The sequence below is a fragment of the Streptomyces sp. NPDC058664 genome (assembly GCF_042716635.1).
GTDB lineage: Bacteria > Actinomycetota > Actinomycetes > Streptomycetales > Streptomycetaceae > Streptomyces.
Genome location: NZ_JBHXRW010000005.1, coordinates 131,429 through 155,113 on the forward strand (window position 1 = coordinate 131,429; position 23,685 = coordinate 155,113).

Annotated in this window: 24 protein-coding genes; 12 read left to right on the top strand and 12 right to left on the bottom strand. The window is 72.6% G+C overall.

The genetic code is table 11. From position 1 onward, the window contains the following. Positions 1–12 precede the first annotated feature (12 nt). From ACFWUY_RS06390 to ACFWUY_RS06400, 3 genes are all read left to right on the top strand, one after another. The gene (locus tag ACFWUY_RS06390; protein ID WP_384102662.1) at positions 13–1,779 is read left to right on the top strand and encodes a trypsin-like peptidase domain-containing protein; all 1,767 of its coding nucleotides are present in this window, start codon (positions 13–15) and stop codon (positions 1,777–1,779) included. A gap of 91 nt (positions 1,780–1,870) precedes the next feature. Next, entirely contained in the window at positions 1,871–2,344 is a 474-nt protein-coding gene (locus ACFWUY_RS06395; protein ID WP_384102664.1) for a sec-independent translocase, read from the top strand. 75 nt (positions 2,345–2,419) lie between these two features. Further along, entirely contained in the window at positions 2,420–3,046 is a 627-nt protein-coding gene (locus ACFWUY_RS06400) for a hypothetical protein (RefSeq protein ID WP_384102666.1), read from the top strand. A 132-nt stretch (positions 3,047–3,178) separates the two neighbouring features. On the opposite strand, the gene ACFWUY_RS06405 is transcribed toward ACFWUY_RS06400, so the two are convergent. From ACFWUY_RS06405 to ACFWUY_RS06415, 3 genes are read right to left on the bottom strand one after another with little or no spacing between them, the layout of a single operon-like run. Beyond that, positions 3,179–4,312 (bottom strand): Mrp/NBP35 family ATP-binding protein, encoded by a 1,134-nt coding sequence (locus tag ACFWUY_RS06405; protein ID WP_384102668.1) that lies wholly within the window; start codon positions 4,310–4,312, stop codon positions 3,179–3,181. Between the two features lie 44 nt (positions 4,313–4,356). Then, positions 4,357–4,938: a DUF1003 domain-containing protein gene (locus ACFWUY_RS06410; protein ID WP_384102670.1), complete on the bottom strand. Its 582-nt coding sequence runs from the start codon at positions 4,936–4,938 to the stop codon at positions 4,357–4,359. Continuing rightward, the gene (locus ACFWUY_RS06415) at positions 4,928–6,211 is read right to left on the bottom strand and encodes a magnesium transporter MgtE N-terminal domain-containing protein (RefSeq protein WP_384102672.1); all 1,284 of its coding nucleotides are present in this window, start codon (positions 6,209–6,211) and stop codon (positions 4,928–4,930) included. The genes ACFWUY_RS06410 and ACFWUY_RS06415 overlap by 11 nt, the downstream gene beginning before the upstream one ends. 293 nt (positions 6,212–6,504) lie before the next feature. On the opposite strand from ACFWUY_RS06415, the gene ACFWUY_RS06420 reads away from it, so the two are divergent. Beyond that, positions 6,505–7,263 carry a hypothetical protein gene (locus ACFWUY_RS06420; protein ID WP_384102674.1) on the top strand — a complete coding sequence of 253 codons (759 nt, stop codon included), beginning with the start codon at positions 6,505–6,507 and terminating at the stop codon, positions 7,261–7,263. A gap of 15 nt (positions 7,264–7,278) precedes the next feature. On the opposite strand, the gene ACFWUY_RS06425 is transcribed toward ACFWUY_RS06420, so the two are convergent. Together ACFWUY_RS06425 and ACFWUY_RS06430 are read right to left on the bottom strand one after the other, a co-directional pair. Continuing rightward, positions 7,279–7,776 (bottom strand): hypothetical protein, encoded by a 498-nt coding sequence (locus ACFWUY_RS06425; protein ID WP_384102676.1) that lies wholly within the window; start codon positions 7,774–7,776, stop codon positions 7,279–7,281. 24 nt (positions 7,777–7,800) lie between these two features. Next, a complete protein-coding gene (locus ACFWUY_RS06430; protein ID WP_384102678.1) occupies positions 7,801–8,928 on the bottom strand; it encodes a magnesium and cobalt transport protein CorA in 1,128 nt (375 codons plus the stop codon). Between the two features lie 430 nt (positions 8,929–9,358). On the opposite strand from ACFWUY_RS06430, the gene ACFWUY_RS06435 reads away from it, so the two are divergent. The 4 genes from ACFWUY_RS06435 to ACFWUY_RS06450 all read left to right on the top strand — a co-directional run bounded on the left by ACFWUY_RS06435 (position 9,359) and on the right by ACFWUY_RS06450 (position 12,670). Further along, complete coding sequence (locus ACFWUY_RS06435; protein WP_384102681.1) at positions 9,359–9,943, top strand: suppressor of fused domain protein; 585 nt, start codon at positions 9,359–9,361, stop codon at positions 9,941–9,943. Positions 9,944–10,142: 199 nt separating this feature from the next. Beyond that, a complete protein-coding gene (locus ACFWUY_RS06440) occupies positions 10,143–10,781 on the top strand; it encodes a DUF6758 family protein (RefSeq protein WP_384102683.1) in 639 nt (212 codons plus the stop codon). Positions 10,782–10,966: 185 nt separating this feature from the next. Continuing rightward, positions 10,967–11,830: a PHP domain-containing protein gene (locus ACFWUY_RS06445; RefSeq protein WP_384102685.1), complete on the top strand. Its 864-nt coding sequence runs from the start codon at positions 10,967–10,969 to the stop codon at positions 11,828–11,830. Between the two features lie 234 nt (positions 11,831–12,064). Further along, entirely contained in the window at positions 12,065–12,670 is a 606-nt protein-coding gene (locus ACFWUY_RS06450) for a MarC family protein (RefSeq protein WP_384102687.1), read from the top strand. 113 nt (positions 12,671–12,783) lie between these two features. Here ACFWUY_RS06450 and ACFWUY_RS06455 read toward each other — a convergent pair whose 3' ends face one another. Further along, on the bottom strand, positions 12,784–12,936 hold the full coding sequence (locus tag ACFWUY_RS06455) for a hypothetical protein (protein ID WP_086024648.1): 153 nt from the start codon (positions 12,934–12,936) through the stop codon (positions 12,784–12,786). A gap of 175 nt (positions 12,937–13,111) precedes the next feature. Here ACFWUY_RS06455 and ACFWUY_RS06460 point away from each other — a divergent pair, with 175 nt between their 5' ends. Beyond that, complete coding sequence (locus ACFWUY_RS06460) at positions 13,112–14,041, top strand: NYN domain-containing protein (protein WP_384102690.1); 930 nt, start codon at positions 13,112–13,114, stop codon at positions 14,039–14,041. A gap of 114 nt (positions 14,042–14,155) precedes the next feature. On the opposite strand, the gene ACFWUY_RS06465 is transcribed toward ACFWUY_RS06460, so the two are convergent. Together ACFWUY_RS06465 and ACFWUY_RS06470 are read right to left on the bottom strand one after the other, a co-directional pair. Then, positions 14,156–15,043, bottom strand: a complete 888-nt coding sequence (locus ACFWUY_RS06465) for an alpha/beta fold hydrolase (protein ID WP_384102692.1) — start codon at positions 15,041–15,043, stop codon at positions 14,156–14,158. A gap of 104 nt (positions 15,044–15,147) precedes the next feature. Continuing rightward, positions 15,148–17,790 carry a DEAD/DEAH box helicase gene (locus tag ACFWUY_RS06470; RefSeq protein ID WP_384102695.1) on the bottom strand — a complete coding sequence of 881 codons (2,643 nt, stop codon included), beginning with the start codon at positions 17,788–17,790 and terminating at the stop codon, positions 15,148–15,150. Between the two features lie 486 nt (positions 17,791–18,276). Here ACFWUY_RS06470 and ACFWUY_RS06475 point away from each other — a divergent pair, with 486 nt between their 5' ends. Then, the gene (locus tag ACFWUY_RS06475; protein WP_384102697.1) at positions 18,277–18,999 is read left to right on the top strand and encodes a ferritin-like fold-containing protein; all 723 of its coding nucleotides are present in this window, start codon (positions 18,277–18,279) and stop codon (positions 18,997–18,999) included. Positions 19,000–19,133: 134 nt separating this feature from the next. On the opposite strand, the gene ACFWUY_RS06480 is transcribed toward ACFWUY_RS06475, so the two are convergent. The 4 genes from ACFWUY_RS06480 to ACFWUY_RS06495 form a co-directional block, all read right to left on the bottom strand. Continuing rightward, entirely contained in the window at positions 19,134–19,406 is a 273-nt protein-coding gene (locus ACFWUY_RS06480) for a hypothetical protein (protein ID WP_384102699.1), read from the bottom strand. Positions 19,407–19,574: 168 nt separating this feature from the next. Continuing rightward, on the bottom strand, positions 19,575–19,802 hold the full coding sequence (locus ACFWUY_RS06485; RefSeq protein WP_015036001.1) for a DUF3107 domain-containing protein: 228 nt from the start codon (positions 19,800–19,802) through the stop codon (positions 19,575–19,577). Positions 19,803–19,929: 127 nt separating this feature from the next. Next, the gene (locus tag ACFWUY_RS06490; RefSeq protein WP_148006064.1) at positions 19,930–20,589 is read right to left on the bottom strand and encodes a TetR/AcrR family transcriptional regulator; all 660 of its coding nucleotides are present in this window, start codon (positions 20,587–20,589) and stop codon (positions 19,930–19,932) included. A gap of 267 nt (positions 20,590–20,856) precedes the next feature. Next, positions 20,857–21,072 (bottom strand): hypothetical protein, encoded by a 216-nt coding sequence (locus tag ACFWUY_RS06495; RefSeq protein WP_384102702.1) that lies wholly within the window; start codon positions 21,070–21,072, stop codon positions 20,857–20,859. 140 nt (positions 21,073–21,212) lie between these two features. On the opposite strand from ACFWUY_RS06495, the gene ACFWUY_RS06500 reads away from it, so the two are divergent. After that, on the top strand, positions 21,213–22,178 hold the full coding sequence (locus ACFWUY_RS06500) for an alpha/beta fold hydrolase (protein ID WP_384102704.1): 966 nt from the start codon (positions 21,213–21,215) through the stop codon (positions 22,176–22,178). Positions 22,179–22,186: 8 nt separating this feature from the next. Continuing rightward, positions 22,187–23,563 carry a DUF3152 domain-containing protein gene (locus tag ACFWUY_RS06505; protein ID WP_384102706.1) on the top strand — a complete coding sequence of 459 codons (1,377 nt, stop codon included), beginning with the start codon at positions 22,187–22,189 and terminating at the stop codon, positions 23,561–23,563. The last annotated feature ends 122 nt before the right edge of the window (positions 23,564–23,685 follow it).

Consider the following 23,685-nt stretch of genomic DNA (forward strand, 5'->3'; position numbering starts at 1 on the left):
TGCGGGGAGAGCATGAACAACGGGAAGCCGAACTGGTGGAGCCGTCCTTCGAGCACACCGGAGGTGGCGCGGATATCCTCGCCGCCTCCGACCGGGGACGTGGCTGATGTGGTCGACGTGACCGACGACGGCGACTTTCCCCTGCCCGCGCCCCAGCCGCCGGCCGGGGGCACGGCCGCGGCGCCGGACGCCCCCGCCGTCGCGGATGTGACGGACATCGCCGCGGAGACGGGCGGGACGGATACGGCGGATGCGGTGGGCACGGCGGATGCGACGGCGGCCCCCGAGGCCGCGCCCGTCGTTCTCCTGACCAAGAGCGAGCCGCCCGCCCCGGCCGTCGACGCCCCCGTCGACCTCCCTCCGGTGGACCTCCCGGCGGCCGAGGCCCAGGTCCCCGCGCCCGACGCCCCGGTGGCACCCGCGCAGCCCGCGCCGCAGCCCCTGCACGCGCCCGACGAGTACCGGACGCCGCCGTACGGGGAGCCGGGCCCCTGGGCCCCCGCACCGCCCGTACAGCGCCCTCCGGCACCCGTACCGCCGCAGGCGCACCCCCACCTCCAGCCGCATCCCCAGCCGCACCCGCAGGCCGGCGCGCCCTGGGTGCAGTACGACCCCTGGACGGCCGGTGGCGCCGGGCTCCCGCCCGCGCCCGCGAAGAAGTCCCGCAAGGGGCTCGCCGTGGCGGGAGCGCTGGTCTTCGCGCTCGTCACCGGTGTCATCGGCGGCGGGATCGGCGCGTACGTCGAGCGGAACGGCGGCCTCACCACCGTCGAACTGCCCCAGGCGGACGCCGGGGACACCGGCCGCGCCCCCGACAGCGTGGCCGGGATCGCGGCCAGCGCCCTGCCCGGCGTCGTCACCCTGCACGTCAGGGGCGGCGGTTCGTCCGGCACCGGCACCGGCTTCGTCCTCGACACCAAGGGCCACATCCTCACCAACAACCACGTCGTCGACGCGGCACGGTCCTCCGAGGACATCTCGGTGACCTTCTCCAGCGGCGAGACCGCCCGCGCCAAGATCGTCGGCAAGGACACCGGCTACGACCTGGCCGTCGTCCAGGTCACCGGCGTCTCCGGTCTCAAGCCGCTGCCGCTCGGCAACTCCGACAACGTCCGCGTCGGCGACCCCGTCGTCGCCATCGGCGCCCCCTTCGACCTCTCCAACACGGTCACCTCCGGGATCATCAGCGCCAAGGAGCGCCCGATCACCGCGGGCGGAGAGAAGGGCGACGGCAGCGACATCAGCTACGTCGACGCGCTCCAGACCGACGCCCCCATCAACCCCGGCAACTCCGGCGGCCCGCTCCTCGACTCCAAGGCCCGGGTCATCGGCATCAACAGCGCGATCCGCGCCGCCGGGGGCGGCTCCGGCGAGGGCGACGGCGACAGTGCCTCCCAGCCCGGCTCCATCGGCCTGGGCTTCGCCATACCGATCAACCAGGGCAAGCGTGTCGCCGAGGAGCTCATCAACACCGGCAAGGCCACCCACCCCGTCATCGGTGTGAGCCTCGACATGCAGTTCAACGGCGACGGCGCCCGGGTCGGAGAGAAGGGCAAGGACGGCTCCGCGTCCGTCACGCCCGGCGGCCCGGCGGCCACGGCGGGGCTCCGTCCCGGCGACGTCATCATCAAGGTCGACGGCCAGCGGGTGCACAACGGCGAGGAGCTGATCGTGAAGATCCGCGCCCACCGCCCCGGCGACCGGCTGGAGCTCACCCTGACCCGCGACGGCAAAGAGCTGACAAAGACACTGACGCTCGGTTCCTCCCAGGGCACCTGAGTGCCATGTGGCGGCCACCGGGAGGTACCCGTCCGGCGGTTTCGGCGGGTACCTTGGATCCGGTCCTTGACCGGCATGAAGGAGCTACTACGTGTTCAGCGACATAGGCGCACTCGAGCTGGTGGCGCTCGTGGTCCTCGCCGTACTCGTCTTCGGGCCGGAGAAGCTCCCGAAGGTCATCCAGGACGTCTCGCGCTTCATCCGGAAGGTCCGTGAGTTCTCGGACAGCGCGAAGGAGGACATCCGCAGCGAGCTGGGCCCGGACTTCAAGGACTTCGAGTTCGAGGACCTCAACCCCAAGACGTTCCTGCGCAAGCAGATGGAGCAGAACGAGGACCTCAGGGAGCTGAAGGAGCTGCGCGGCACCTTCGACCTCAAGAAGGAGATCAACGAGGTCGCCGACGCGGTCCACAGCCGTGAGCCGCAGCCCTCGGCCGCTGTCAACGGCTCCCCGGCCATCGCCTCCCCGGCCGACGGACCCGCCGCAGGCACCCCGGACCTGCTCAAGAAGCAGGACAAGCCGGACACCGGCGAGCGCCCGCCGTACGACTCCGACGCGACCTGACGACGGGCTGTCACCGCCCCGGCGCGTTCCGGTGGCTATCCTCGCCTCTGTTGACGGAACGAGGAGGCGGCCGAGATGGAGACCACGAGTCGGGTGGAGGGCGTACCCACGGCCCGGCGGACCGCCGAGGGCTATCTGCGCGCGCCCTTCGCCTGGTACGGCCTCGACGAGGCGTTCACCGGGCCCCGCTGGCTGATGCAGGTCGGTACGGCGGCGGACGGCACCGTGCAGCACGGGTCGACCGGGCACGGTGACACGCCGTCCATAAAGTCGGACGCGAGCGCCACGGAGAAGGAACGGTTCGCGGTCGTCGTGACGGTCGCGGCGAGCCCGGTGCGGCGGACCGGCGACGGGACCGGCGTCCTCGACGCCACCACCGTCTCCTCGGCCGCCTGGCTGGCCGGTTCGGGACTGCTCGTGCACACCTGGCCCGGCTCGCTCGACCACGCGACGCGGGACAACTGGCTGGACCAGCAGACCGAGACGGCGTTCGAGCTCGCCGACGACCTCGACGGTCCGGAGTGGTCGACGCTGTCGCTGCCGGTGGACGGCGTACCGGTGCCGTTCCACTACCGGGAGTCGGAGTTCGGCTGGGTCCTCGCGGGCTCCGCGGCGGACGTCCACATCGGGGCGTACGGGCGGGGGATGAGCGCGTACGGGCTCGGGTTCTCGCAGATCAAGGACCTCGACGCGTACGCGTAGAACGCTCACGCGCGGCACGGGAAAGGGGCACCCCGCACGGGGTGCCCCTTCACGCTGTGCGGCCACCGCGGGCCGGCGACGAGGTGTGCCCACCCGTTCCGCCCCGCGGAACGATTGCCCACACCGAGGCCGCTAGAACTTGTTGCGCGGCGTGATGCCCAGGCTCATGCCCGAGAGGCCGCGTGCGCGGCCGCCCAGCTTGCCGGCGATGGCGCGGAGCGCCGCGCCCGCCGGGGAGTCCGGGTCGGACAGGACGACCGGCTTGCCCTCGTCGCCGCCCTCGCGGAGCCGTACGTCGATCGGGATCGAGCCGAGGACCGGGACGGTCGCGCCCGTGGTCCGCGTCAGACCGTCCGCGACCCGCTGGCCGCCGCCCGTGCCGAACACGTCGACCATCTCGTCGCAGTGCGGGCACGGCAGGCCCGCCATGTTCTCGACGACGCCGACGATCTTCTGGTGGGTCTGGACGGCGATCGAACCGGCCCGCTCGGCGACCTCGGCCGCCGCCTGCTGCGGGGTCGTGACGACCAGGATCTCCGCGTTGGGGACGAGCTGCGCGACCGAGATCGCGATGTCGCCGGTGCCCGGGGGCAGGTCGAGCAGGAGGACGTCGAGGTCGCCCCAGTACACGTCCGCGAGGAACTGCTGGAGCGCGCGGTGCAGCATCGGGCCGCGCCACACCACCGGGGCGTTGCCCGGGGTGAACATGCCGATGGAGATGACCTTCACGCCGTGCGCCGACGGCGGCATGATCATGTTCTCGACCTGGGTCGGACGTCCGTCCGCGCCCAGCATCCGCGGCACGCTGTGACCGTAGATGTCGGCGTCGACGACACCGACCTTCAGCCCGTCGGCGGCCATCGCCGCGGCCAGGTTCACGGTCACGGAGGACTTGCCGACACCGCCCTTGCCGGAGGCCACCGCGTACACCCGGGTCAGCGAGCCGGGCTTCGCGAACGGCACCTCGCGCTCGGCGCCCGTGCCGCGCAGCGCCGCCGCCAACTCCTTGCGCTGCTCGTCGCTCATCACGTCCAGCGAGACGTCGACGCCGGTGACGCCCTCGACCCGGGAGACGGCCTCGGTCACGCGCTGCGTGATGGTGTCCCGCATGGGGCACCCGGAGACGGTCAGGTAGACCGTGACGGCGACCCTGCCGTCCGGTTCGATCTCCACCGACTTGACCATGCCGAGCTCAGTGATCGGTTTGTTGATCTCGGGGTCGTTCACCGTCGCCAGTGCTTCGAGCACCGCGTCTTCCATAGCCATACCGACGATGGTACGGCGCCGACCACCTGCCCATGAAAGGCCTGTCAACGGTCGGGTACGTCACTTCCCCGGGTGTCGCCGGACGGGAATAGATCCCGGCGCTCCTCCAGCTCCCTGACGAGGTCCTGGAGCTCCGAGCGGATCCAGTCGCGGGTGGCGACCTCGCCGAGGCCCATCCGGAGCGCCGCGATCTCCCGGGTCAGGTACTCGGTGTCGGCGATCGACCGCTCGTTCTGCTTCCTGTCCTGCTCGAGATTGACCCGGTCCCGGTCGTCCTGCCGGTTCTGGGCGAGCAGGATCAGCGGCGCCGCGTACGAGGCCTGGAGGGACAGCGCGAGGGTCAGGAAGATGAACGGGTACTCGTCGAACTTGAGCGACCCGGGCGCGAAGATGTTCCACGCGACCCAGACGATGATCGTCAGGGTCATCCAGACGAGGAACCTGCCGGTCCCCAGGAACCGGGCGATCCGCTCCGAGAGGCGACCGAAGGCCTCCGGGTCGTACTCGGGAAGGAGCCTGGCCCGTCGCTCGCGCGGCAGGTCGAGCCGGATGCGGGGACCCGACCGTTCGCGCTCCCGGTCCCGGTCCCGCTCGCGCTCCCGGTCCTGTGTGCGCTCAGCCGGCATGCCCGACCTCCTCCTCGTGGAACTCGGTCTCCCGCCAGTCCTCCGGCAGCAGATGGTCGAGCACGTCGTCGACGGTGACCGCGCCGAGCAGCGAACCGCTCTCGTCCACCACGGGCGCCGCGACCATGTTGTACGCGGCGAGGTAGCTGGTGACGGCGGACAGCGGGGTGTCCGGGCCGAGCGGCGGCAGATCGCTGTCCACGAGCGAGCTGACAAGGGTGAACGGCGGATCGCGAAGCAGCCGCTGGAAGTGCACCATCCCCAGGTACTTGCCCGTGGGCGTCTCGTCCGGCGGCCGGCACACGTACACCTGCGCGGCGAGCGCCGGGGACAGGTCCTGCTGCCGGACCCGGGCGAGCGCGTCCGCGACCGTGGCGTCCGGCCGCAGCACGATCGGCTCGGTCGTCATCAGACCGCCCGCCGTGCGCTCCTCGTACGCCAGGAGCCGGCGCACGTCGGCCGCGTCGTCCGGTTGCATCAGGGTGAGGAGCCGCTCCTTGTCCTCCTCGGGCAGCTCGGACAGCAGGTCGGCCGCGTCGTCCGGGTCCATCGCCTCCAGGACGTCGGCCGCGCGCTCCTCCTTCAGCTTGCCGAGGATCTCGATCTGGTCGTCCTCCGGCAGCTCTTCGAGGACGTCGGCGAGCCGGTCGTCGTCGAGCGCGGCGGCCACCTCGGCGCGCCGCTTGGGGGAGAGGTGGTGCAGCGCGTTGGCGAGGTCGGCGGGGCGCAGCTTCTCGAAGGTGGCGAGCAGGCTCTCGGCGCCCTGGCCGTGCTCCTCCAGGGAGAAGCCGGTGACGGCCGACCACTCGACGGTCAGCGTCTCGCCCTTGCGGCTCAGCACTCCGCCCTTCCCCTTGCGGACGAAGACCTTGTCGATCTCCCAGTCGCGCCGGGCGGGCAGTTGCCGGATGGAGACGTCGAGGACGGTGACCTCCTCGCCCTCCTCCCCGCCGGGACCCACGAGCCGGACCCGCCGGTCGAGGAGTTCGCCGAGGACGAGCCGCTCGGTGGGGCGCCGTTCGAAGCGGCGCATGTTGACGACGCCGGTGGTGATGACCTGGCCGGACTCGACGCCGGTGATCCGGGTCATCGGCACGAACACCCGGCGGCGGCTGAGGACCTCCACGACCATGCCGAGCAGCCGCGGCGGCCTGCGGCCGACCCGGAGCATGGCCACCAGGTCGCTGACCCGGCCGACCTGGTCGCCCACGGGGTCGAAGACGGGGACCCCCGCGAGGTGGGAGACGAAGATCCGGGGGGCGCCTGCCGCCATGCCACGCGCCTCCTCGGTGCCGGACGATTCGATTCCACGCAGATCGACGCGGAGAGCTCTGCCGGGTTCAGGCTAGCCCGTACCGTTCCGCCCCGCCCCGGCAGCGCCTCCGTACGGCTGCCGCCGGGTCCGTCACCCGGTCCGGGTACGCTGCGGTCTGCCGTTCCCCCACCTATCGGCTCCGAGACCGGACCCGGCGCTTCCGCCGGTCCGGGAGCGCGGTAGTCTCCCCGGCCCGGCAGTCCGCACGGACCACGGCCCTTCGCCCCCCATGAACACGAGAGGCAGCGCAGATGACCGTTCGCACCCCGTCATCGCGTATCCGCAGGGCGGTCGCGCCCCTGGTGCTCTGCGCCGGACTGACGGTGGGACTCACGGCCTGCGCCGCCGACCCGGACGAGGGGACCAACGGGGTCGGGAAGCTCTCCGCGCCCGAGATCGAGGGCGAGGCGCGGTCGGCGGCGGACACGGCGAGGGCGGTACGGCTCGCCGGAACCCTGGTCAGCAAGGGCGACACGTTCAAGCTGAACATGCGGCTCAAGCAGGACGGCGCCACCGGTTCGGTGACGACGAAGAACAGCACCTTCGAACTGCTGCGGATCGGCGACGCGCTCTACCTGAAGGCCGACGCGGGCTTCTGGGCGCACGACGCCGAGGGCGGCGGCGGGCCGACGGAGGCGGACGAGCAGGCCGCCGACAAGCTGGACGACATGTACGTGAAGGTGCCGCAGGGCGACCCCTCGTACAAGCAGCTGCGCGGCTTCACCGACATGCGCCTGCTCCTCGGCGGGCTGATCGGCCTGCACGGCGAGAAGGTCAAGGGCGACCGGGACCGGATAGGCGGGATCCGTACGGTCAAGGTCAAGGGCGGCGAGGGCGGCGAGGGCGGCACGCTCGACGTGGCCCTCGACGGCTCCCCGTACCCGCTGCGGTTCGCGCGGGGCGGGGGAGCGGGCGTGGTGGTGCTCTCCGAGTGGAACAAGGAGTTCCCGCTCGTCGCGCCGTCGAAGGAGGAGACCCTCGACTACGGCAAGCAGCTGCCCCGGACCTGAGCCCCGACCCGGTGATCAGCGCTTGCGGCGCTTGCGCAGCAGTTTCGGGAGACCGGCCGGCACCGGGTCGCGGGTCGTGGCCCCGGAGGGCAGCGGTACGGCGGCCAGGGAGCCGTCCGGGAGCTCCGTGGTCGCCCCGCGCGGTTCGAGCCGCAGCACCCGGCACTCGCGCGCCCAGCGCCCCGTCATGGCCTCGCCGTCGGGCGCGTTGAGCCGCTTGCCCTTGAGCTCGGCGACCGCCGCGTCCCACTCCTCGGTGCCGTGGGCGAGTTCGCGTACGGCGGCCGTCCAGGCGACGAGCCGGCCGCCCTTGTCCTTGCTGCGGACCGTGACCTCGGCCGTGCCGCCGTCCGGCAGGCCGGGCAGCGGCTGCTCGCCGGGGCCGTCGCCGACGACGAACGCGGCGCCGTCGGACCAGACGTGCCAGAGCGCGCGGGCGGGGCCGGTGCCGCGCACCCAGAGGAGGCCGGACTTCTTGGTGGCCTCCTCGACGAGGAAGAGCTCTTCGGTCATGGCCCGAAGCCTAACGGCAGCCGCCTACAGCCAGCCGTTGCGCTTGAGGGTGCGGTGGATGGTGAAGCAGATGGCCACGATGCCGGTCAGCACCATCGGGTAGCCGTACTTCCAGTGCAGCTCGGGCATGTGGTCGAAGTTCATGCCGTACACGCCGCAGACCGCCGTGGGGACGGCGACGATCGCCGCCCACGAGGTGATCTTGCGCATGTCCTCGTTCTGCGCGACGGTCGCCTGCGCCAGGTTGGCCTGGAGGATCGAGTTGAGGAGCTCGTCGAAGCCGACGACCTGCTCCTGGACGCGGGCGAGGTGGTCGGCGACGTCCCGGAAGTACTTCTGGATGTCGGGGTCGACGAGCCGCATCGGCCGCTCGCTGAGCAGCTGCATCGGGCGGAGCAGCGGCGTGACGGCCCGCTTGAACTCCAGCACCTCGCGCTTGAGCTGGTAGATCCGGCCGGTGTCCGTACCGCGCGTGGAGCCCTTCGCGGCCGGCGAGAAGACGTCGATCTCCAGCTGGTCGATGTCGAGTTCGACGGCGTCGGCGACCGCGATGTAGCCGTCGACGACGTGGTCGGCGATGGCGTGCAGCACGGCCGAGGGGCCTTTGGCGAGCAGCTCGGGCTCGCCCTGGAGGCGGTGCCGGAGGTTGCGCAGGGAGCCCTGGCCGCCGTGCCGGACGGTGATGACGAAGTCGGGCCCTGTGAAGCACATCACCTCGCCGGTCTCCACGACCTCGCTGGTCGCGGTGAGTTCGGCGTGCTCCACGTAGTGGATGGTCTTGAAGACGGTGAAGAGGGTGTCGTCGTACCGCTCCAGCTTGGGTCGCTGGTGGGCGTGGACGGCGTCCTCGACGGCGAGCGGGTGCAGCCCGAACTCGGCGGCGATACCGGCGAATTCGGCTTCGGTGGGCTCGTGGAGCCCGATCCAGGTGAAGCCGCCGCTCTCCCGCACCTGGCGCATCGCGCCCCGCGGGGTGAGGCACTCGCTGTCGTCGATGCGGCTCCCGTCGCGGTAGACGGCGCAGTCGACGACGGCGCTGGAGGCCGAGTGGTCGCGGGTGGGGTCGTACGAGGTGTACGTGGTGGGGGTCTTGCGCAGGGGGTGCCGCAGGCTCGGGCGGACGGCTGCGCGCAGGTCACGGATCATCGACATGGGCGTGCTCCTTCACGGAGAGGCCGTCGGCGAGCGTGGCACAGCCCGGAATGGGGACGTGGAGTTACGTCGTCCACAAAGCGGGCGGCACCGAGGGATCGCGGTGACGGCGTTCGCTACAGACAGGCAAAGGCGAGATGCTCTTCCGTCGTGCGAGATGCCGGGGAGCGGAGTCCGTACGGAGAGGTACGGGCCGGAATCACCGGAGAGTCGTACGCACCGGGTTCGGGTGCGGGGCGGAAGAGCGGCTGGTACTGCCCGACCGACTTCGGTCCATCGCAGCCCCACCTCCTCCGGCCGGTCCCTCGTGAGGGATGACGTGTGACGAGTAGTCAGGAGTTCGGGACTCCCGACCAGCGGCCAAGACTATCAGCCGACAGAGGGTCAATCCCTGACTTTGCCCGTTCCATACGCGCTTTATGCTCAGCCCATGGGAGAAGTTCTTGCTCTGGTCGAGGCCAGGTTGCGTACGGCGCTCGGAGAACCGGACGCGCGGGCCGCGGTGACGTTCCTCGGCACGGACCGGATCGAGGTGCTCCGCTTCATCGACGGCGACCTCGTGCGGTACGCGACCCTCGGCATGTCGGCCCAGCCGATGGCCGACCCGACGGCCGCGCTCGCCGATCCGGTGAAGGGCCCGCGCGCGGAGCTCGTCCTGACGGTACGGGCCGGACTCGCCGACACCGACAAGGTGCTGCGCCCGCTCGCCGTCCTCGCCGCCACCCCCCAGGTCGAAGGGGTGATCGTGGCCCCCGGCGCCTCGCTCGACGTCGGCGAGCCGCTCTGGCCGGGCGCCGCCTTCAGCTCGGTCCTCGTCGCCGAGTCCGGCGGCCTGGTCGAGGACCTGGAGCTCGACGCCCCGATGGACCCGGTGCGCTTCCTGCCGCTGCTCCCGATGACCCCGAACGAGGCCGCGTGGAAGCGGGTGCACGGGGCGCAGGCCCTGGAGGAACGCTGGCTGGCGCAGGGCACGGACCTGCGCGACCCGCTGCGCAGGTCCGTGAACCTGGACTGAGCACGGCGGTCGGCGGTCGGCGGTCCGGACGCGGCGGGCGCGTTCGTGAACCCGGGCGGGGCGCCGGGGGCCGGCCCGTGAACCCGGGGCGGGAGCGGGGGGCCGGCCCGGCGACCGAGGGTGAACGGCACGGGCCGGACGGGTGATCGTTGGTGACCGTCCTTGACGCCGGGCCCCGGGGGTAGGACCGTTGAGCCCTATGAGGGGCGAACCCAGTTGTCCGAAGTGTGGTGGCCGGGTCAGGGCGCCGGGGCTGTTCGCCGACTCCTGGCAGTGCGACGTGCACGGTTCGGTGCACCCGCTCCAGCCCGTGATCCCGCCCAGTGTCGAGGCGCTCGGCGTCGTGGTGCACCGGTCCCAGGTGCCGGTGTGGATGCCGTGGCCCCTTCCCGTCGGCTGGCTCTTCACCGGAGTCGCGTACGCCGGTGACGACCGCGGCGGGGGACGGGCGACCGCCGTCGCCTGCTCCGGACCGGGTCCGCTCGGCGGACTCGGCGAGCTGCTGCTGATCGCGGAGGAACTCGGAGTCGGCCTCGGCGCGCGGTACGCGGGCATCGACGGCCCCGATCCCGGCCCCGGCATGGCCATCGACAAACCCCCGCAGACGAAGGTGCTCGCCGCAGGACGGCCCACCCCGCTCTGGCACGTCAACGGCGCGCCCCACGACCGCGCGGTCTTCGCGGGGGAGGCGCGCGGCCTCTGGCTGTGGGCGATCGTCTGGCCCGAGCAGTCCGGCCTCCTGATGTACGACGAGCTGGTCCTGACGGACCTGCGGGACGCGGGCGCCGAGGTCGAGCTGCTCCCGTGCGGGGCGCTGACGCCGAGACTGCTCGGCTAGCGCCCTGACGGGCGCGCGGGAGTCGGGAGTACGGGCGCACGGGGGTGTGAGCGTGCGGGAGCACGGGCGCGCGGGCGTGCGTGGCGCTCACGTCCGGGCGCCCGGCGGATCCGTACAAGCGTGTTCGATTCGCCCGTTATGCTGGAGCGTCCCTCGTCCGTCCCGAGCCCCCGGAGTACCGCGTCGTGCGCATCGACCTGCACACCCACTCCACGGCCTCCGACGGAACGGACTCCCCGGCCGACCTCGTGCGGAACGCGGCCGCGGCCGGTCTCGACGTCGTCGCGCTCACGGACCACGACACCACCCGCGGCCACGCCGAGGCGATCGAGGCGCTCCCCGAGGGCCTGACCCTCGTCACCGGTGCCGAGCTGTCCTGCCGGGTCGACGGCATCGGCCTGCACATGCTCGCGTACCTCTTCGACCCCCTGGAGCCCGCGCTCCTCGCCGAGCGCGAGCTCGTCAGGGACGACCGCGTGCCGCGCGCGCGGGCCATGGTCGGCAAGCTGCGGGAACTGGGCGTGCCCGTCACCTGGGAGCAGGTCGCCCGGATCGCGGGCGACGGCTCCGTCGGCCGCCCGCACGTCGCCGAGGCGCTCGTCGAGCTCGGCGTCGTACCGGACGTGTCCGGGGCGTTCACGCCCGAGTGGCTCGCCGACGGCGGCCGGGCGTACGTCGGGAAGCACGAGCTGGACCCGGTCGAGGCGATCCGCCTGGTCAAGGCGGCCGGCGGGGTCACCGTCTTCGCGCACCCCCTCGCCGTCAAGCGCGGCCAGGTGCTGCCCGAGGCCTCGATAGCCCGGCTCGCCGAGGCCGGACTCGACGGCATCGAGGTCGACCACATGGACCACGACGAGGCGACGCGCGCCCGGCTGCGCGGGCTCGCGAAGGAGCTCGGTCTGCTGACCACGGGCTCCAGCGACTACCACGGCAGCCGCAAGACCTGCCGCCTCGGCGAGTACACGACCGACCCCGAGATCTACGGCGAGATCACCCGCCGTGCGGCGGGGGCCTTCCCGGTCCCCGGCGCCGGGGGAACCCCCGCCTAGTTCCGGGCAGGGCCCTCGCCCGATTCCCGCCGTCCCACCGCTCCGGCGGCAGGCCACCGTGCCCGCCGCCGCCCGTGCGACGCGCGCCCGCCCACTCCGCGCACTCCTTCACGCGCCCGCGTGCGGCTTCCTGCCGTACCGCGGCGGCGCTCACCCCGCCCTGTCGGCGGAATCCCACATTCCGGCGCCTGGGCGACACCCCGCCGTTCCACCTCTCCCGCAAGGCACCCCACCGTGTTCGACGTCGCCGTCTTCGGCTCGCTGTTCCTGACCCTCTTCGTGATCATGGATCCCCCCGGTATCACGCCGATCTTCCTCGCCCTCACCTCCGGCCGCGCGGCCAAGGTGCAGCGCCGGATGGCCTGGCAGGCCGTCGCCGTGGCCTTCGGCGTCATCACCGTCTTCGGCATCCTGGGTCAGCAGATCCTCGACTACCTGCACGTCTCCGTCCCCGCGCTGATGATCGCGGGCGGTCTCCTGCTGCTGCTCATCGCGCTCGACCTGCTCACCGGCAAGACCGACGAGCCCCAGCAGACCAAGGACGTGAACGTCGCCCTCGTCCCGCTGGGCATGCCGCTGCTCGCCGGTCCCGGCGCCATCGTCTCGGTCATCCTCGCCGTGCAGAACGCCGACGGCGCCGCCGCGCAGGTCTCCGTCTGGGCCGCCATCGTCGCCATGCACCTCGTGCTCTGGCTGACCATGCGGTACTCGCTGGTGATCATCCGGGTCATCAAGGACGGCGGAGTGGTCCTGGTGACCCGCCTCGCCGGCATGATGCTCTCCGCCATCGCGGTGCAGCAGATCATCAACGGCGTCACCCAGGTGATCCAGAACTCCTGAGTCCCGTGTCCGGGCTCGGGGGCCGGGTCTCCCGGACACCACTGCGCCCCCGTACGGATTCCGCTCTGGCGGAGTCCGTGCGGGGGCGCGGTGCGTGGGGTGGACCCGACCTGTTACGAGGCCGAGGTCTCGGCGGGGCGGATCCAGATGCGCTGGCCGATCGAGGCGGCCTGCTGCACGATCCGGTTGACGGAGGCGGCGTCCACGACGGTCCGGTCGACGGGCGTGCCGTCGATGTCGTCGAGTCGCAGGATTTCGAAGCGCACAGGCTTCTCCCTTCGTCTGAGTTGATCCTCCTGGTGGAGAACTGCGTTACGTATGGGTTCAACGGGATGCATCCTGCAAACATTCCTTACGCTAAGGAAAATTTTCGAATGCCTAACTACTGGCGGGTAGGAGGGTGTGGCGGCGGCCCCCGGGGGAGCGGACAATGAGCCCCGTATGAACGACGCAGACACCACTCAGGTGACCGAGACCGACGCCCGCCTGCGCGCACTCGACACGCGCCTGGAGCGCACCAACGAGCTCCTCCAGCGGATGCTGGCCGAGGTCGCCAGGACCCCCTCCACCCATGCCATCTTCGTCGACGCGGGTTACGTCCATGCTGCGGCCGGGTTGCTGGTGGCGGGCACCGAGGACCGCCGCTCCTTCGACCTCGACGCGGAAGGCCTCATCGAGGCCTTCATCGACAAGGCCCGCACGATCTTCGCCGACAGCAGACTGCTCCGCGTCTACTGGTACGACGGGGCCAGACGCCGTATCCACACCCCCGAGCAGCAGGCCATCGCCGAGCTCCCCGACGTCAAGGTCCGCCTCGGCAACCTCAACGCCAACAACCAGCAGAAGGGCGTCGACTCCCTGATCCGTACCGATCTGGAGTCCCTCGCCCGCCACCGCGCCATCAGCGACGCCGCCCTCGTCGGCGGCGACGAGGACCTCGTCTCGGCCGTCGAGGCGGCCCAGGGCTACGGCGCCCGCGTCCACCTCTGGGGCATCGAGGCCGCCGAGGGCCGCAACCAGGCGGAGGCGCTCCTCTGGGAGGTCGACAGCCAGCGCACCTTCGAGCTGGACTTCTGCCGCCCCTACGTCACCCGCCGCCCCGTCACCACGTACGAGAACGACGGCGAGCCGCCGCCCTCCCGCGAGGAGGTGCGGTTCGTCGGCGCCCAGATCGCGGCGACCTGGCTCGGCGAGCGCGGCCGGGACCGGCTGGCCGAACTCCTGCCGGGCGCGCCCTACCTGCCGGGGCCCGTCGACCAGGACCTGCTCGTCGAGGCGGAACGCCTGCTCAGCCGTTCCCTGCGCGGCTACGCCGCTCTCCGGCGCGCCCTGCGGGACGGCTTCTGGCAGCACCTCAAGGCGCAGTTCTGACCCGGGTCTTCCGACACGGTGCCGCCCTCGGGAGCTCCGTACGGTACGGGTCCGGCCCCGGGCTCACGGTGCGGTGCCGACCTCGGGGCTCGCGGCGCGGGTCCGGCCCGGGTCTTACGGCGCCGTCCTGAGTTCGGTGGGGGCGGCCGTCCGCTCCCAGAAGCCGGTGAGCCGGTCGGTCAGCTCCTGAGGGTGCGAGACGTTGGGGGAGTGGCCCGCGCCCTTCAGCACCGTGTGGTGCGCGCCGGTGCGGACCGCCGCCGCGGCGAGGTCCCCGACGGGCCACACCATCTCGTCCGTCCCGTACGCGATGTGCAGGGGGATCCGCAGCGCGGCCAGCTCCGCCGTACCGTCCCGACGGCTGAGCAGCAGCCGCCCCGCGCCCGACAGCTGAGTGATCCGGGTCCGCATCCAGCGCCGCCGCAGGAAGCCCGCGAGCTCCGGGGCGTCGGTCGTGTCCGGCTCCTCGCCCCGGCTGTCCAGCCAGCACATCACCTGCCACACCCGCTCCTTCGGCAGCAGCGCGAGCCCGACGCGCAGCACCCGGATCCGGGTCCGCTGGGACCCGACGACCCGGCCGGGGCCCGAGGAGAGCAGGGTGAGGGAGCGGAAGGCCGCCGGGGCGAGCGACGCGGCCCCCCGGGCCACCAGGCCGCCGAACGAGTGGCCGAGCAGATGAACGGGACCGTCCCCGAGGGCCGAGGCCTGCGCCACCGCGTCGAGCGCGAGCGCCCTGCGGCGGTAGGCGGCCCGGCCCCGGGGGCCCCGGGACTCGTACTGGCCGCGCCCGTCCACCGCCACGGCCCGGTACCCGGCCTCGCTCAGCGGCCCGAGCAGGCCGAGGAAGTCCTCCTTGCTGCCGGTGTACCCGGGCAGCAGCAGCACCGTCCCGCGCCGCCGGCCCAGCGGCTCCGTGTCGAGCACGGCGAAGTCGCCGCGCGCGGTCACCAGCGGGCGGGCGCGGGTCCGGGGCGGCAGCAGGAGGGAACGGGGCTTGCTCATATCCGGACTGTAACCGGAGGGGCGCGCGCCGGGCCTGCCGGTGGACGCCGCTGCGGCCCGGCCCCTGGGGAGGGACCGGGCCGCAGCGGCGAGGAGGGACGGGATCAGCTCTCCGGCTGAGCCGCCGCCTTCTTGGTGGTGCGGCGGCGGGGGGCCTTCTTCGGCTCCTCCGCCGGGGCCTCGGCGACCGGCTCGGCGACCGGTTCGGCAGCGGCCTTCTTCGTCGTACGGCGACGCGTCGGCGTCTTCGGCTCGGAGGCGTCGGGAGCCTCGGCCGCGACCGCCTTCTTCGTCGTACGGCGACGGGGAGCCTTGGGGGCCTCCTCGGCGGCCGGCGCCGACGCGGCGGCGGTCTCGGTGACCTCGGCGACCGGCTCCGCGACGGCCTTCTTGGCCGTGCGGCGGCGGGGGGCCTTCTTCGGCTCCTCCGCCGGGGCCTCGGCGACGGCGGCCGGGGTGGTCTCGGCCACCGGAGCCGCCTCGACCACCGGGGCGGTCTCGGCCACCGGGGTCTCGATGATGATCGTGCCGACGGCCGGGGTGGAGACGGCCGGCGAACCGGCGGCCTTGCGGACCACCCGGCGACGGGTCGTCTTCTTCGGCTCCTCCTCGACGACCGGCGCGGGCGCGGCCTCGACGATCACCGTCTCGGCCGGGGCGGCGACGACCGGCGAGCCGGCGGCCTTCCGGACCACCCGGCGACGGCGCGGCGCGGGAACCTCGGCCTTGACCTCGGCGACGGGCGCGGCGGGCTCGGCGACGACCACGGGGGCGGCGACGGGCTCGGCGACCACCGGGGCGGCGGTGACGGTCTCGGCGACCGGCTCCGCGACGGCCTTCTTGGCCGTGCGGCGGTGGGGAGCCCTCTTCGGCTCCTCCACCGGGGCCTCGGCGACGGCGACCGGGGTGGTCTCGGCCACCGGGGCGACCGACGCGGCGCGCAGCGCGGCCGCGGCCGTCTCGACCGTCTGGAACGAACCGGTGTCCTCGACCGGACGGGCCACGCGCGGCCGGCGGCGACGCGGGGCCGGGGCCGGCTCCTGGGTCACCGGGGCCGGGGAGACGGGCGCGGCCTTCACGGCCTCCGGACGGGCGGCGGTACGGCTGCGACGGCGGGGGGCCTTCGGCTCGGCCGCCGGGGTCTCGGCGACGGCGGCCGGAGCGGCCTCGACGACCGGGGCCACCGGAGCGGCCTCGACGACCGGGGCGGCCTCGACGACCGGAGCGACGAAGGCGACCGGAGCCACCTTGGCCGGCTGCGCGACCGGAGCGGCCGACGCGACCGGAGCCGCCTGGGCGACCGGGACGCCCTGCGGCATCGGCGCGGATCCCGGAGCACCGACGCGGGTGCGACGGCGGCGGCGCGGGGTGCGCGGACCGGACTCGGTCCCCGCCTCGTCCTGCGCCGTCTCGACGGCCGGAGCCGCCGACACCGGGGCGTCGGACTCGCCGCCACCACGGGTACGGCGGCGCTGACGCGGGGTGCGCGTCCGCTCGGGGCGCTCCTCGGTCCGCTCGGGCCTGTCGCTCTTCGGGCCGCGGGCGCGGCGTCCGCCGGGCTCGCCCAGGTCCTCCAGCTCCTCCGCGCCCAGACCCGCACGGGTCCGCTCGGCGCGGGGCAGGACGCCCTTGGTGCCCGCCGGGATGTCCAGTTCCTCGAACAGGTGCGGAGAGCTGGAGTACGTCTCGACCGGGTCGTGGAAGTCGAGGCCGAGCGCCTTGTTGATGAGCTGCCAGCGCGGGATGTCGTCCCAGTCGACCAGCGTCACGGCGGTGCCCTTGTTGCCCGCGCGGCCGGTGCGGCCCACACGGTGGAGGAACGTCTTCTCGTCCTCCGGGGACTGGTAGTTGATGACGTGGGTGACGCCCTCGACGTCGATGCCGCGGGCGGCGACGTCGGTGCAGACGAGCACGTCGACCTTGCCGTTGCGGAAGGCGCGCAGCGCCTGCTCGCGGGCCCCCTGGCCGAGGTCGCCGTGGACGGCGCCGGAGGCGAAGCCGCGACGCTCGAGCTGCTCGGCGATGTCGGCCGCGGTGCGCTTGGTGCGGCAGAAGATCATCGCGAGCCCGCGGCCGTTGGCCTGCAGGATGCGGGAGACCAGCTCCGGCTTGTCCATGTTGTGCGCGCGGAACACGTGCTGCTTGATGTTCGCGACGGTCACGCCCTCGCCGTCGGGCGAGGTGGCGCGGATGTGCGTCGGCTGCGACATGTAGCGGCGGGCCAGACCGATGACCGCGCCCGGCATGGTGGCCGAGAACAGCATGGTCTGACGCTTCGCCGGAAGCATGTTCATGATCTTCTCGACGTCGGGCAGGAAGCCCAGGTCGAGCATCTCGTCGGCCTCGTCCAGGACGAGGACCTTGACGTGGGAGAGGTCGAGCTTGCGCTGGCCGGCCAGGTCGAGCAGGCGGCCGGGGGTGCCGACGACGACGTCGACGCCCTTCTTCAGCGCCTCGACCTGGGGCTCGTACGCCCGGCCGCCGTAGATGGCGAGCACACGGACGTTGCGCACCTTGCCGGCGGTCAGGAGGTCGTTGGTGACCTGCTGGCACAGCTCGCGGGTGGGAACCACCACGAGGGCCTGCGGGGCGTCGGTCAGCTGCTCGGGCTTCGCCCGGCCGGCCTCGACGTCCATGGGGACGGTCACGCGCTCCAGGATCGGCAGACCGAAACCGAGGGTCTTGCCGGTGCCGGTCTTGGCCTGGCCGATGACGTCGGTGCCGGTGAGGGCGACCGGAAGGGTCATCTCCTGGATGGGGAAGGGGTTGACGATGCCGACGGCCTCAAGGGCCTCGGCCGTCTCGGGAAGGATTCCGAGGTCTCGGAAAGTCGTAGTCAGGGTGCTGCCTCTTCTGTGAGACGCGGTGCGAGGCGAACGAAGGGGGTCGTACCGTGCCGTGGACACTTCCGGTGGGATCGTGGAGATCACTGCCGGGTGGCACGGGACCACTGCCGTCGCTCGAGCGTCGTACCGCTGAGGGTGACCCTTCCGCGGGTCCGCCGGAAGGGCTGTCGGGCCGGAGCCGATCGGGCCACCGACCGGGCATCCTCATTCATGAGTCGGCCCACCGAACACGTCCGAACGTGCGAAAGCATGTCCGCATACTCAGCAGGCACCTTATCACTGTACCCCGGAATCGCGCATGTGTGTTGGGGGAAATGGTGATGAGGGCACGGTCACACTGGCTGACCAGCGCCTTCCGGGGAGTCCGAGCGGGCTATTGTGCGGTCCATGCAGACGCCTGACAACGCCACGCCCACCGGGATCGCCGCCAAGGACTGGGCGGCGGCATCCGCCGAGCCGCAGTACCGCGCCGCCGTGATCGACCTCCTCGGCGCCCTCGCCTACGGAGAGCTCGCGGCCTTCGAACGGCTCGCCGAGGACGCCAAGCTGGCGCCGACCCTCGCGGACAAGGCGGAGCTGGCGAAGATGGCCTCGGCCGAGTTCCACCACTTCGAGCGGCTGCGGGACCGCCTCGCCGCAGTGGACGCCGAGCCGACCGCCGCCATGGAGCCCTTCGCCAAGGCGCTCGACGACTTCCACCGCCAGACCGCGCCGTCGGACTGGCTGGAGGGCCTGGTCAAGGCGTACGTCGGCGACTCGATCGCCAGTGACTTCTACCGGGAGGTCGCGGCCCGCCTCGACTCGGACACGCGGGGGCTCGTCCTCGCCGTGCTCGACGACACCGGCCACGGCAACTTCGCCGTCGAGAAGGTCCGCGCGGCGATCGACGCGGACCCGCGGGTCGGCGGACGGCTCGCTCTGTGGGCCCGCCGCCTGATGGGCGAGGCGCTCTCGCAGGCCCAGCGCGTGGTCGCCGAGCGCGACGCGCTCTCGACCATGCTGGTCGGCGGTGTCGCGGACGGCTTCGACCTCGCGGAGGTCGGCCGGATGTTCTCCCGGATCACCGAGGCGCACACCAAGCGCATGGCCGCGCTCGGCCTGGCGGCCTGAGGTTCACCGGGTCCACTCGCGCCGGACCGGCCCGCAGCGGGTCGGTCCGGCAGGGACCCGGCCCGCAGGAAGTCGGCCGACAGGGACTCGGCCGACAGGCAGTGCGTGCGTACGGAGCGGGCGGGCGGTGTCGCTCACACCGTCGCTGATCGGCGCAGCCGGCGGCGCGACGCCGGGCGGATCAGCAGCGAGATCAGCACCGCCGCCACCGCCACCGCGCCGATCAGGGTGGCGAGGAAGTGACCGGGGCCGAGCGCCCCGTGGGTGACGAGCGCGCCGAAGACGCCGCCCAGCGCGCCGGTGGTGAGGACGATCACCCGGACGGGGAGGCGGTCGGGCAGCCGGTGCACGGCGGCCCAGGCCAGGGCGAAACCGAGCAGGGCGGAACCGAGGGCTTCCAGGAACACGGCTGATCACCTCGCGGGGGGGTGCGGGGCGGGTGGTGCGGTCGAACCCCTCCTACCCCCGGCGCCCGGAACGCAATCCTCCCGTACGCCCCGACGTGGCACTTCCGGACATACGAAGGGCCCGGTGGACCGAGACGGTCCACCGGGCCCTTCCCACAGATCCTGGGCTCAGAGCGCGCCGAAACCCACGCGACGCACGGCGGGCTCGCCGAGCTCCACGTACGCGATCTTCTCGGCCGGGATGAGGACCTTGCGGCCCTTCTCGTCCGAGAGGCTGAGCAGCTGCGCCTTGCCGGCCAGCGCGTCGGCCACGGCGCGCTCCACCTCCTCGGCGGACTGCCCGCTCTCCAGAACGATCTCCCGGGGTGCGTGCTGCACGCCGATCTTGACCTCCACGGCTATGTCCCTCCGAACGGTCAGCGTTGCGCGATTATCCGCGCCGTACGCTGCACACATTAGCCCGGTGAGGGGACCCGCACGGGTCAGTGGCGGCACGCCAGGAGCGAACAGCCGGTGGGAATGTTCAGTGGCCCTCGGCGCTCAGCTGGCCGTCCACCGGGTGCAGCGGGAAGCCGGCGATGCCGCGCCAGGCGAGCGAGGTGAGCAGTCCGACCGCCTTGTCCCGGGGGATGGCGGACCCGCTCGACAGCCAGTAGCGCGCGACGACCTGGGAGACGCCGCCGAGACCCACGGCGAGCAGCATCGACTCGTCCTTGGACAGGCCGGTGTCCTCGGCGATCACGTCCGAGATCGCCTCGGCGCACTGCAGGCTCACCCGGTCCACGCGCTCGCGCACGGCCGGTTCGTTGGTCAGGTCGGACTCGAAGACCAGCCGGAAGGCGCCGCCCTCGTCCTCGACGTAGGCGAAGTAGGCGTCCATCGTGGCCGCGACCCGCAGCTTGTTGTCGGTGGTGGAGGCCAGGGCCGTGCGCACCGCCAGGAGGAGGGACTCGCAGTGCTGGTCGAGGAGGGCCAGGTAGAGCTCCAGCTTCCCGGGGAAGTGCTGGTAGAGCACCGGCTTGCTGACGCCCGCCCGCTCGGCGATGTCGTCCATCGCGGCCGAGTGGTACCCCTGGGCGACGAAGACCTCCTGGGCCGCGCCGAGGAGCTGGTTCCGTCGGGCACGTCGCGGCAGGCGCGTGCCCCGAGGGCGTGCTGCCTCTGTCTGCTCGATGGCGCTCACGCGGCCTCCCACAAATCGATCCATGCGCGCTGTCGCACGCGTCGCCATCGTACTTTTGGGTAACCCGGCTGTGCGCGGTGCGAACGCAGAATTTCACGGACCGGACGCCCGGGTCGACAGTCGATTCAAGATTAAACCGAACAAAACAGCGGGAGTCGCCTTCTCGGCGGTCACCGCTCTCGTGTCAGCGGTCGCTGTTCCGTCCCGGGGGTCGCCGTTCTTCTCCCGGCGGCCGCCGTTCCGTCCCGGCGGTCGTCGTTCTTCTTCTCAGCGGTAGTCGTCCTCGTCCAGAGCGACCACCCTGGCCTGCTCGGACGAGTCGGCCTCGTTGGCCGAGTCGCGCTCGACGTGCGTGAGCGGCTCGTCCTCGCGCTGCTGCAGTTCGGTGTGCTGCTCGGCGGCGTCCGCCTCAGGGGTCTCCTCGTCCAGCACGGCGACCTCTTCCTCGGCGAACGTCTCCGGCTCGGTCGGATCGACAGTCATGCGGTTCCTTCCGGCATGCGGATCGCGGTCCTCTCGATGGCCCTCTCCCCCGAGCCTAGGAGTACATGCGTCCCGCCGCACACGCACCTGTGACCGCACCCACACACCTCGGTGCGTGATCGTCTCGTAATATTGCGGCCATGTCGTCGACCGAGCTGCCGGAAACCCGGACCGCCGCACCGTCCGAGCCGCGCGTCACCCGCGTCGTACGGGTCGCCGACGGCGAGGAGCTCCGCTCCGTGTCGCTGCCCGGACTCACCCTCACCGTGCGTTCCCGGCCCGGCGCCGAGCCCGGACTGCCGCCCGCGCTGTACGTCCACGGCCTCGGCGGTTCCTCACAGAACTGGTCCGCCCTCATGCCGCTGCTCGCGGACCTCGTCGACGGCGAGGCCGTCGACCTCCCCGGCTTCGGCGACTCGCCGCCGCCCGACGACGGCAACTACTCGGTCACCGGGCACGCCCGCGCCGTCATCCGGCTCCTGGACTCCACCGGGCGCGGACCGGTCCACCTCTTCGGCAACTCGCTCGGCGGCGCCGTCGCCACCCGCGTCGCCGCCGTCCGGCCCGACCTGGTCCGCACCCTCACCCTGGTCTCACCGGCCCTGCCCGATCTGCGGGCCCAGCGCACGGCCTGGCCCACGGCGCTGCTCGCGGTGCCGGGCGTCGCGTCGTTCTTCGCGAGGCTCACCAGGGACTGGACGGCGGAGCAGCGGGTCCGCGGCGTCCTCTCGCTCTGTTACGGAGACCCCGGCCGGGTCACCGACGAGGGCCTGCGGCACGCCGTCGAGGAGATGGAACGGCGCCTGGAGCTCCCGTACTTCTGGGACGCGATGGCCCGCTCCTCGCGCGGCATCGTCGACGCGTACACGCTCGGCGGCCAGCACGGACTGTGGCGGCAGGCCGAACGGGTCCTCGCGCCCACGCTGCTGATCTACGGCGGACGCGACCAGCTCGTCGCGTTCCGGACGGCCCGGAAGGCCGCCGCGGCCTTCCGGGGTTCGCGCCTGCTGACCCTTCCCGAGGCGGGGCACGTGGCGATGATGGAGTACCCCGAGACGGTCGCCCAGGCCGCCCGGGACCTGATCGTCGATCACGGCGGGAGCTGATCCGGGGCGTGGGACGACATAGTCGCAAGGGCTCCGCGCCCTCGGTGGCGGACACCGGGCAGCAGCAGGCGGCCGCACGGCCGGCGGGGACTCCCGGCACGGCGCCGGGACAGGCGGGACCGGTGGGATCGCCGGGGCCGGTGGCCGGGCGCGCGCCGGGGACCGGCCGCCGCCGCAGGCCCACGGGCAACGGCCAGGAGGTGGCCGGGCCCCCGGCGTACGGAACTCCGGCACACGGCGGTCCGGCGTACCGGGCTCCCGCGCAGGGCGGTCCGCCGTACGGAGGCTCCGCGCACGGCGCTCCCGCGTACGGCGGCGGGGTCCACGACACCCCCGCCCACGGGACCCCCGGCACTCCCGCGCACGGCGTCCCCGTCTACGGGACCCCCGTACGGGGTGGGCATCCGCAGCACGACGAGGGTTCCGCGCCCCCGCAGCCCCGGCGGTACGGCTCCTGGCACGGTTCCCCCCGCACCGCCGAGCCCGAACAGGACGCTCCCCAGGGGCCGTTCATCCCCGGCCCTCGTCACGAGGACGTGGCCGAGGACGGCGAGCCGACCGGCCGGAGCGGTCTCGGCCGCACCCTGACCGGAGTCGCGGCCGCCGCCGTCGCCACCGTCCTCGCCGTCGTCGTCGCGGGTCAGGTCACCGACGAGGAGAAGGCCCCGACGGCCCTCCGCGCCGCCGAGCAGCCGGCCGAGCGGACGGTGGACGACAGCTCCGCCTCCCGCTCCGACGAGCGGATCACCCCGTCGAGCCCGGCGCCCGTCACTCTCCCGAAGCCGACGTACGAGCAGCTGATCACCCGCCAGTACCCGATCGACCCGAAGCTGAAGGGTTCCGGCGAGTTCAAGGCCGTGCCCGGCCTGCAGAAGGCGCCGGGCAAGGGGAGTCTGGTCCGCTACCGGATCGACGTCGAGGAGGGGCTCGGCCTCGACCCGGACCTCTTCGCCACGACCGTGTTCAGGACGCTCAACGACCCCCGCAGCTGGGCCGGCCGGGGTGCGATGACCTTCGAGCGCGTCTCCAGCGGGGAGCCCGATTTCGTCATCACGCTCGCCAGCCCCGGTACCACCGCCGTCTGGTGCGCGAAGTCCGGGCTCGACACCACGGTCGACAACGTGTCGTGCGACTCGGCCTCCACGGACCGCGTGATGATCAACGCGTTCCGCTGGGCGCAGGGGTCGGCGACCTTCGGCCCCAAGGCGATGTACGCCTATCGCCAGATGCTCATCAACCACGAGGTGGGGCACCGGCTCGGACACGGCCACGTGAGCTGCGACACCCCCGGGGCGCTCGCCCCCGTGATGCAGCAGCAGACGAAGTCCCTGAACGTGCGCGGAATCAAGTGCCGTCCCAACCCTTGGGTTTATCCGGGTAGTTGATGCCCCGTTCGCGCCGCTTCCACCGCGACGCCGACGCCTTTCCGCACCCGGGTGTTTCCCGGGTGCGGCTGTTTTCCGTTCCGTCTTTCTCCGGGCCCGGTCATTCGCCCGCATTCCCCCGG

Excerpts from the sequence above, each read along its gene's own strand:
- ACFWUY_RS06390 (WP_384102662.1), top strand. The coding sequence starts at position 13 with ATGAACAACGGGAAGCCGAACTGGTGGAGCCGTCCTTCGAGCACACCG.
- ACFWUY_RS06400 (WP_384102666.1), top strand. The coding sequence starts at position 2,420 with ATGGAGACCACGAGTCGGGTGGAGGGCGTACCCACGGCCCGGCGGACC.
- ACFWUY_RS06405 (WP_384102668.1), bottom strand. The coding sequence starts at position 4,312 with ATGGCTATGGAAGACGCGGTGCTCGAAGCACTGGCGACGGTGAACGAC.
- ACFWUY_RS06410 (WP_384102670.1), bottom strand. The coding sequence starts at position 4,938 with ATGCCGGCTGAGCGCACACAGGACCGGGAGCGCGAGCGGGACCGGGAC.
- ACFWUY_RS06415 (WP_384102672.1), bottom strand. The coding sequence starts at position 6,211 with ATGGCGGCAGGCGCCCCCCGGATCTTCGTCTCCCACCTCGCGGGGGTC.
- ACFWUY_RS06420 (WP_384102674.1), top strand. The coding sequence starts at position 6,505 with ATGACCGTTCGCACCCCGTCATCGCGTATCCGCAGGGCGGTCGCGCCC.
- ACFWUY_RS06425 (WP_384102676.1), bottom strand. The coding sequence starts at position 7,776 with ATGACCGAAGAGCTCTTCCTCGTCGAGGAGGCCACCAAGAAGTCCGGC.
- ACFWUY_RS06430 (WP_384102678.1), bottom strand. The coding sequence starts at position 8,928 with ATGTCGATGATCCGTGACCTGCGCGCAGCCGTCCGCCCGAGCCTGCGG.
- ACFWUY_RS06435 (WP_384102681.1), top strand. The coding sequence starts at position 9,359 with ATGGGAGAAGTTCTTGCTCTGGTCGAGGCCAGGTTGCGTACGGCGCTC.
- ACFWUY_RS06440 (WP_384102683.1), top strand. The coding sequence starts at position 10,143 with ATGAGGGGCGAACCCAGTTGTCCGAAGTGTGGTGGCCGGGTCAGGGCG.
- ACFWUY_RS06460 (WP_384102690.1), top strand. The coding sequence starts at position 13,112 with ATGAACGACGCAGACACCACTCAGGTGACCGAGACCGACGCCCGCCTG.
- ACFWUY_RS06465 (WP_384102692.1), bottom strand. The coding sequence starts at position 15,043 with ATGAGCAAGCCCCGTTCCCTCCTGCTGCCGCCCCGGACCCGCGCCCGC.
- ACFWUY_RS06470 (WP_384102695.1), bottom strand. The coding sequence starts at position 17,790 with ATGACCCTTCCGGTCGCCCTCACCGGCACCGACGTCATCGGCCAGGCC.
- ACFWUY_RS06475 (WP_384102697.1), top strand. The coding sequence starts at position 18,277 with ATGCAGACGCCTGACAACGCCACGCCCACCGGGATCGCCGCCAAGGAC.
- ACFWUY_RS06495 (WP_384102702.1), bottom strand. The coding sequence starts at position 21,072 with ATGACTGTCGATCCGACCGAGCCGGAGACGTTCGCCGAGGAAGAGGTC.
- ACFWUY_RS06500 (WP_384102704.1), top strand. The coding sequence starts at position 21,213 with ATGTCGTCGACCGAGCTGCCGGAAACCCGGACCGCCGCACCGTCCGAG.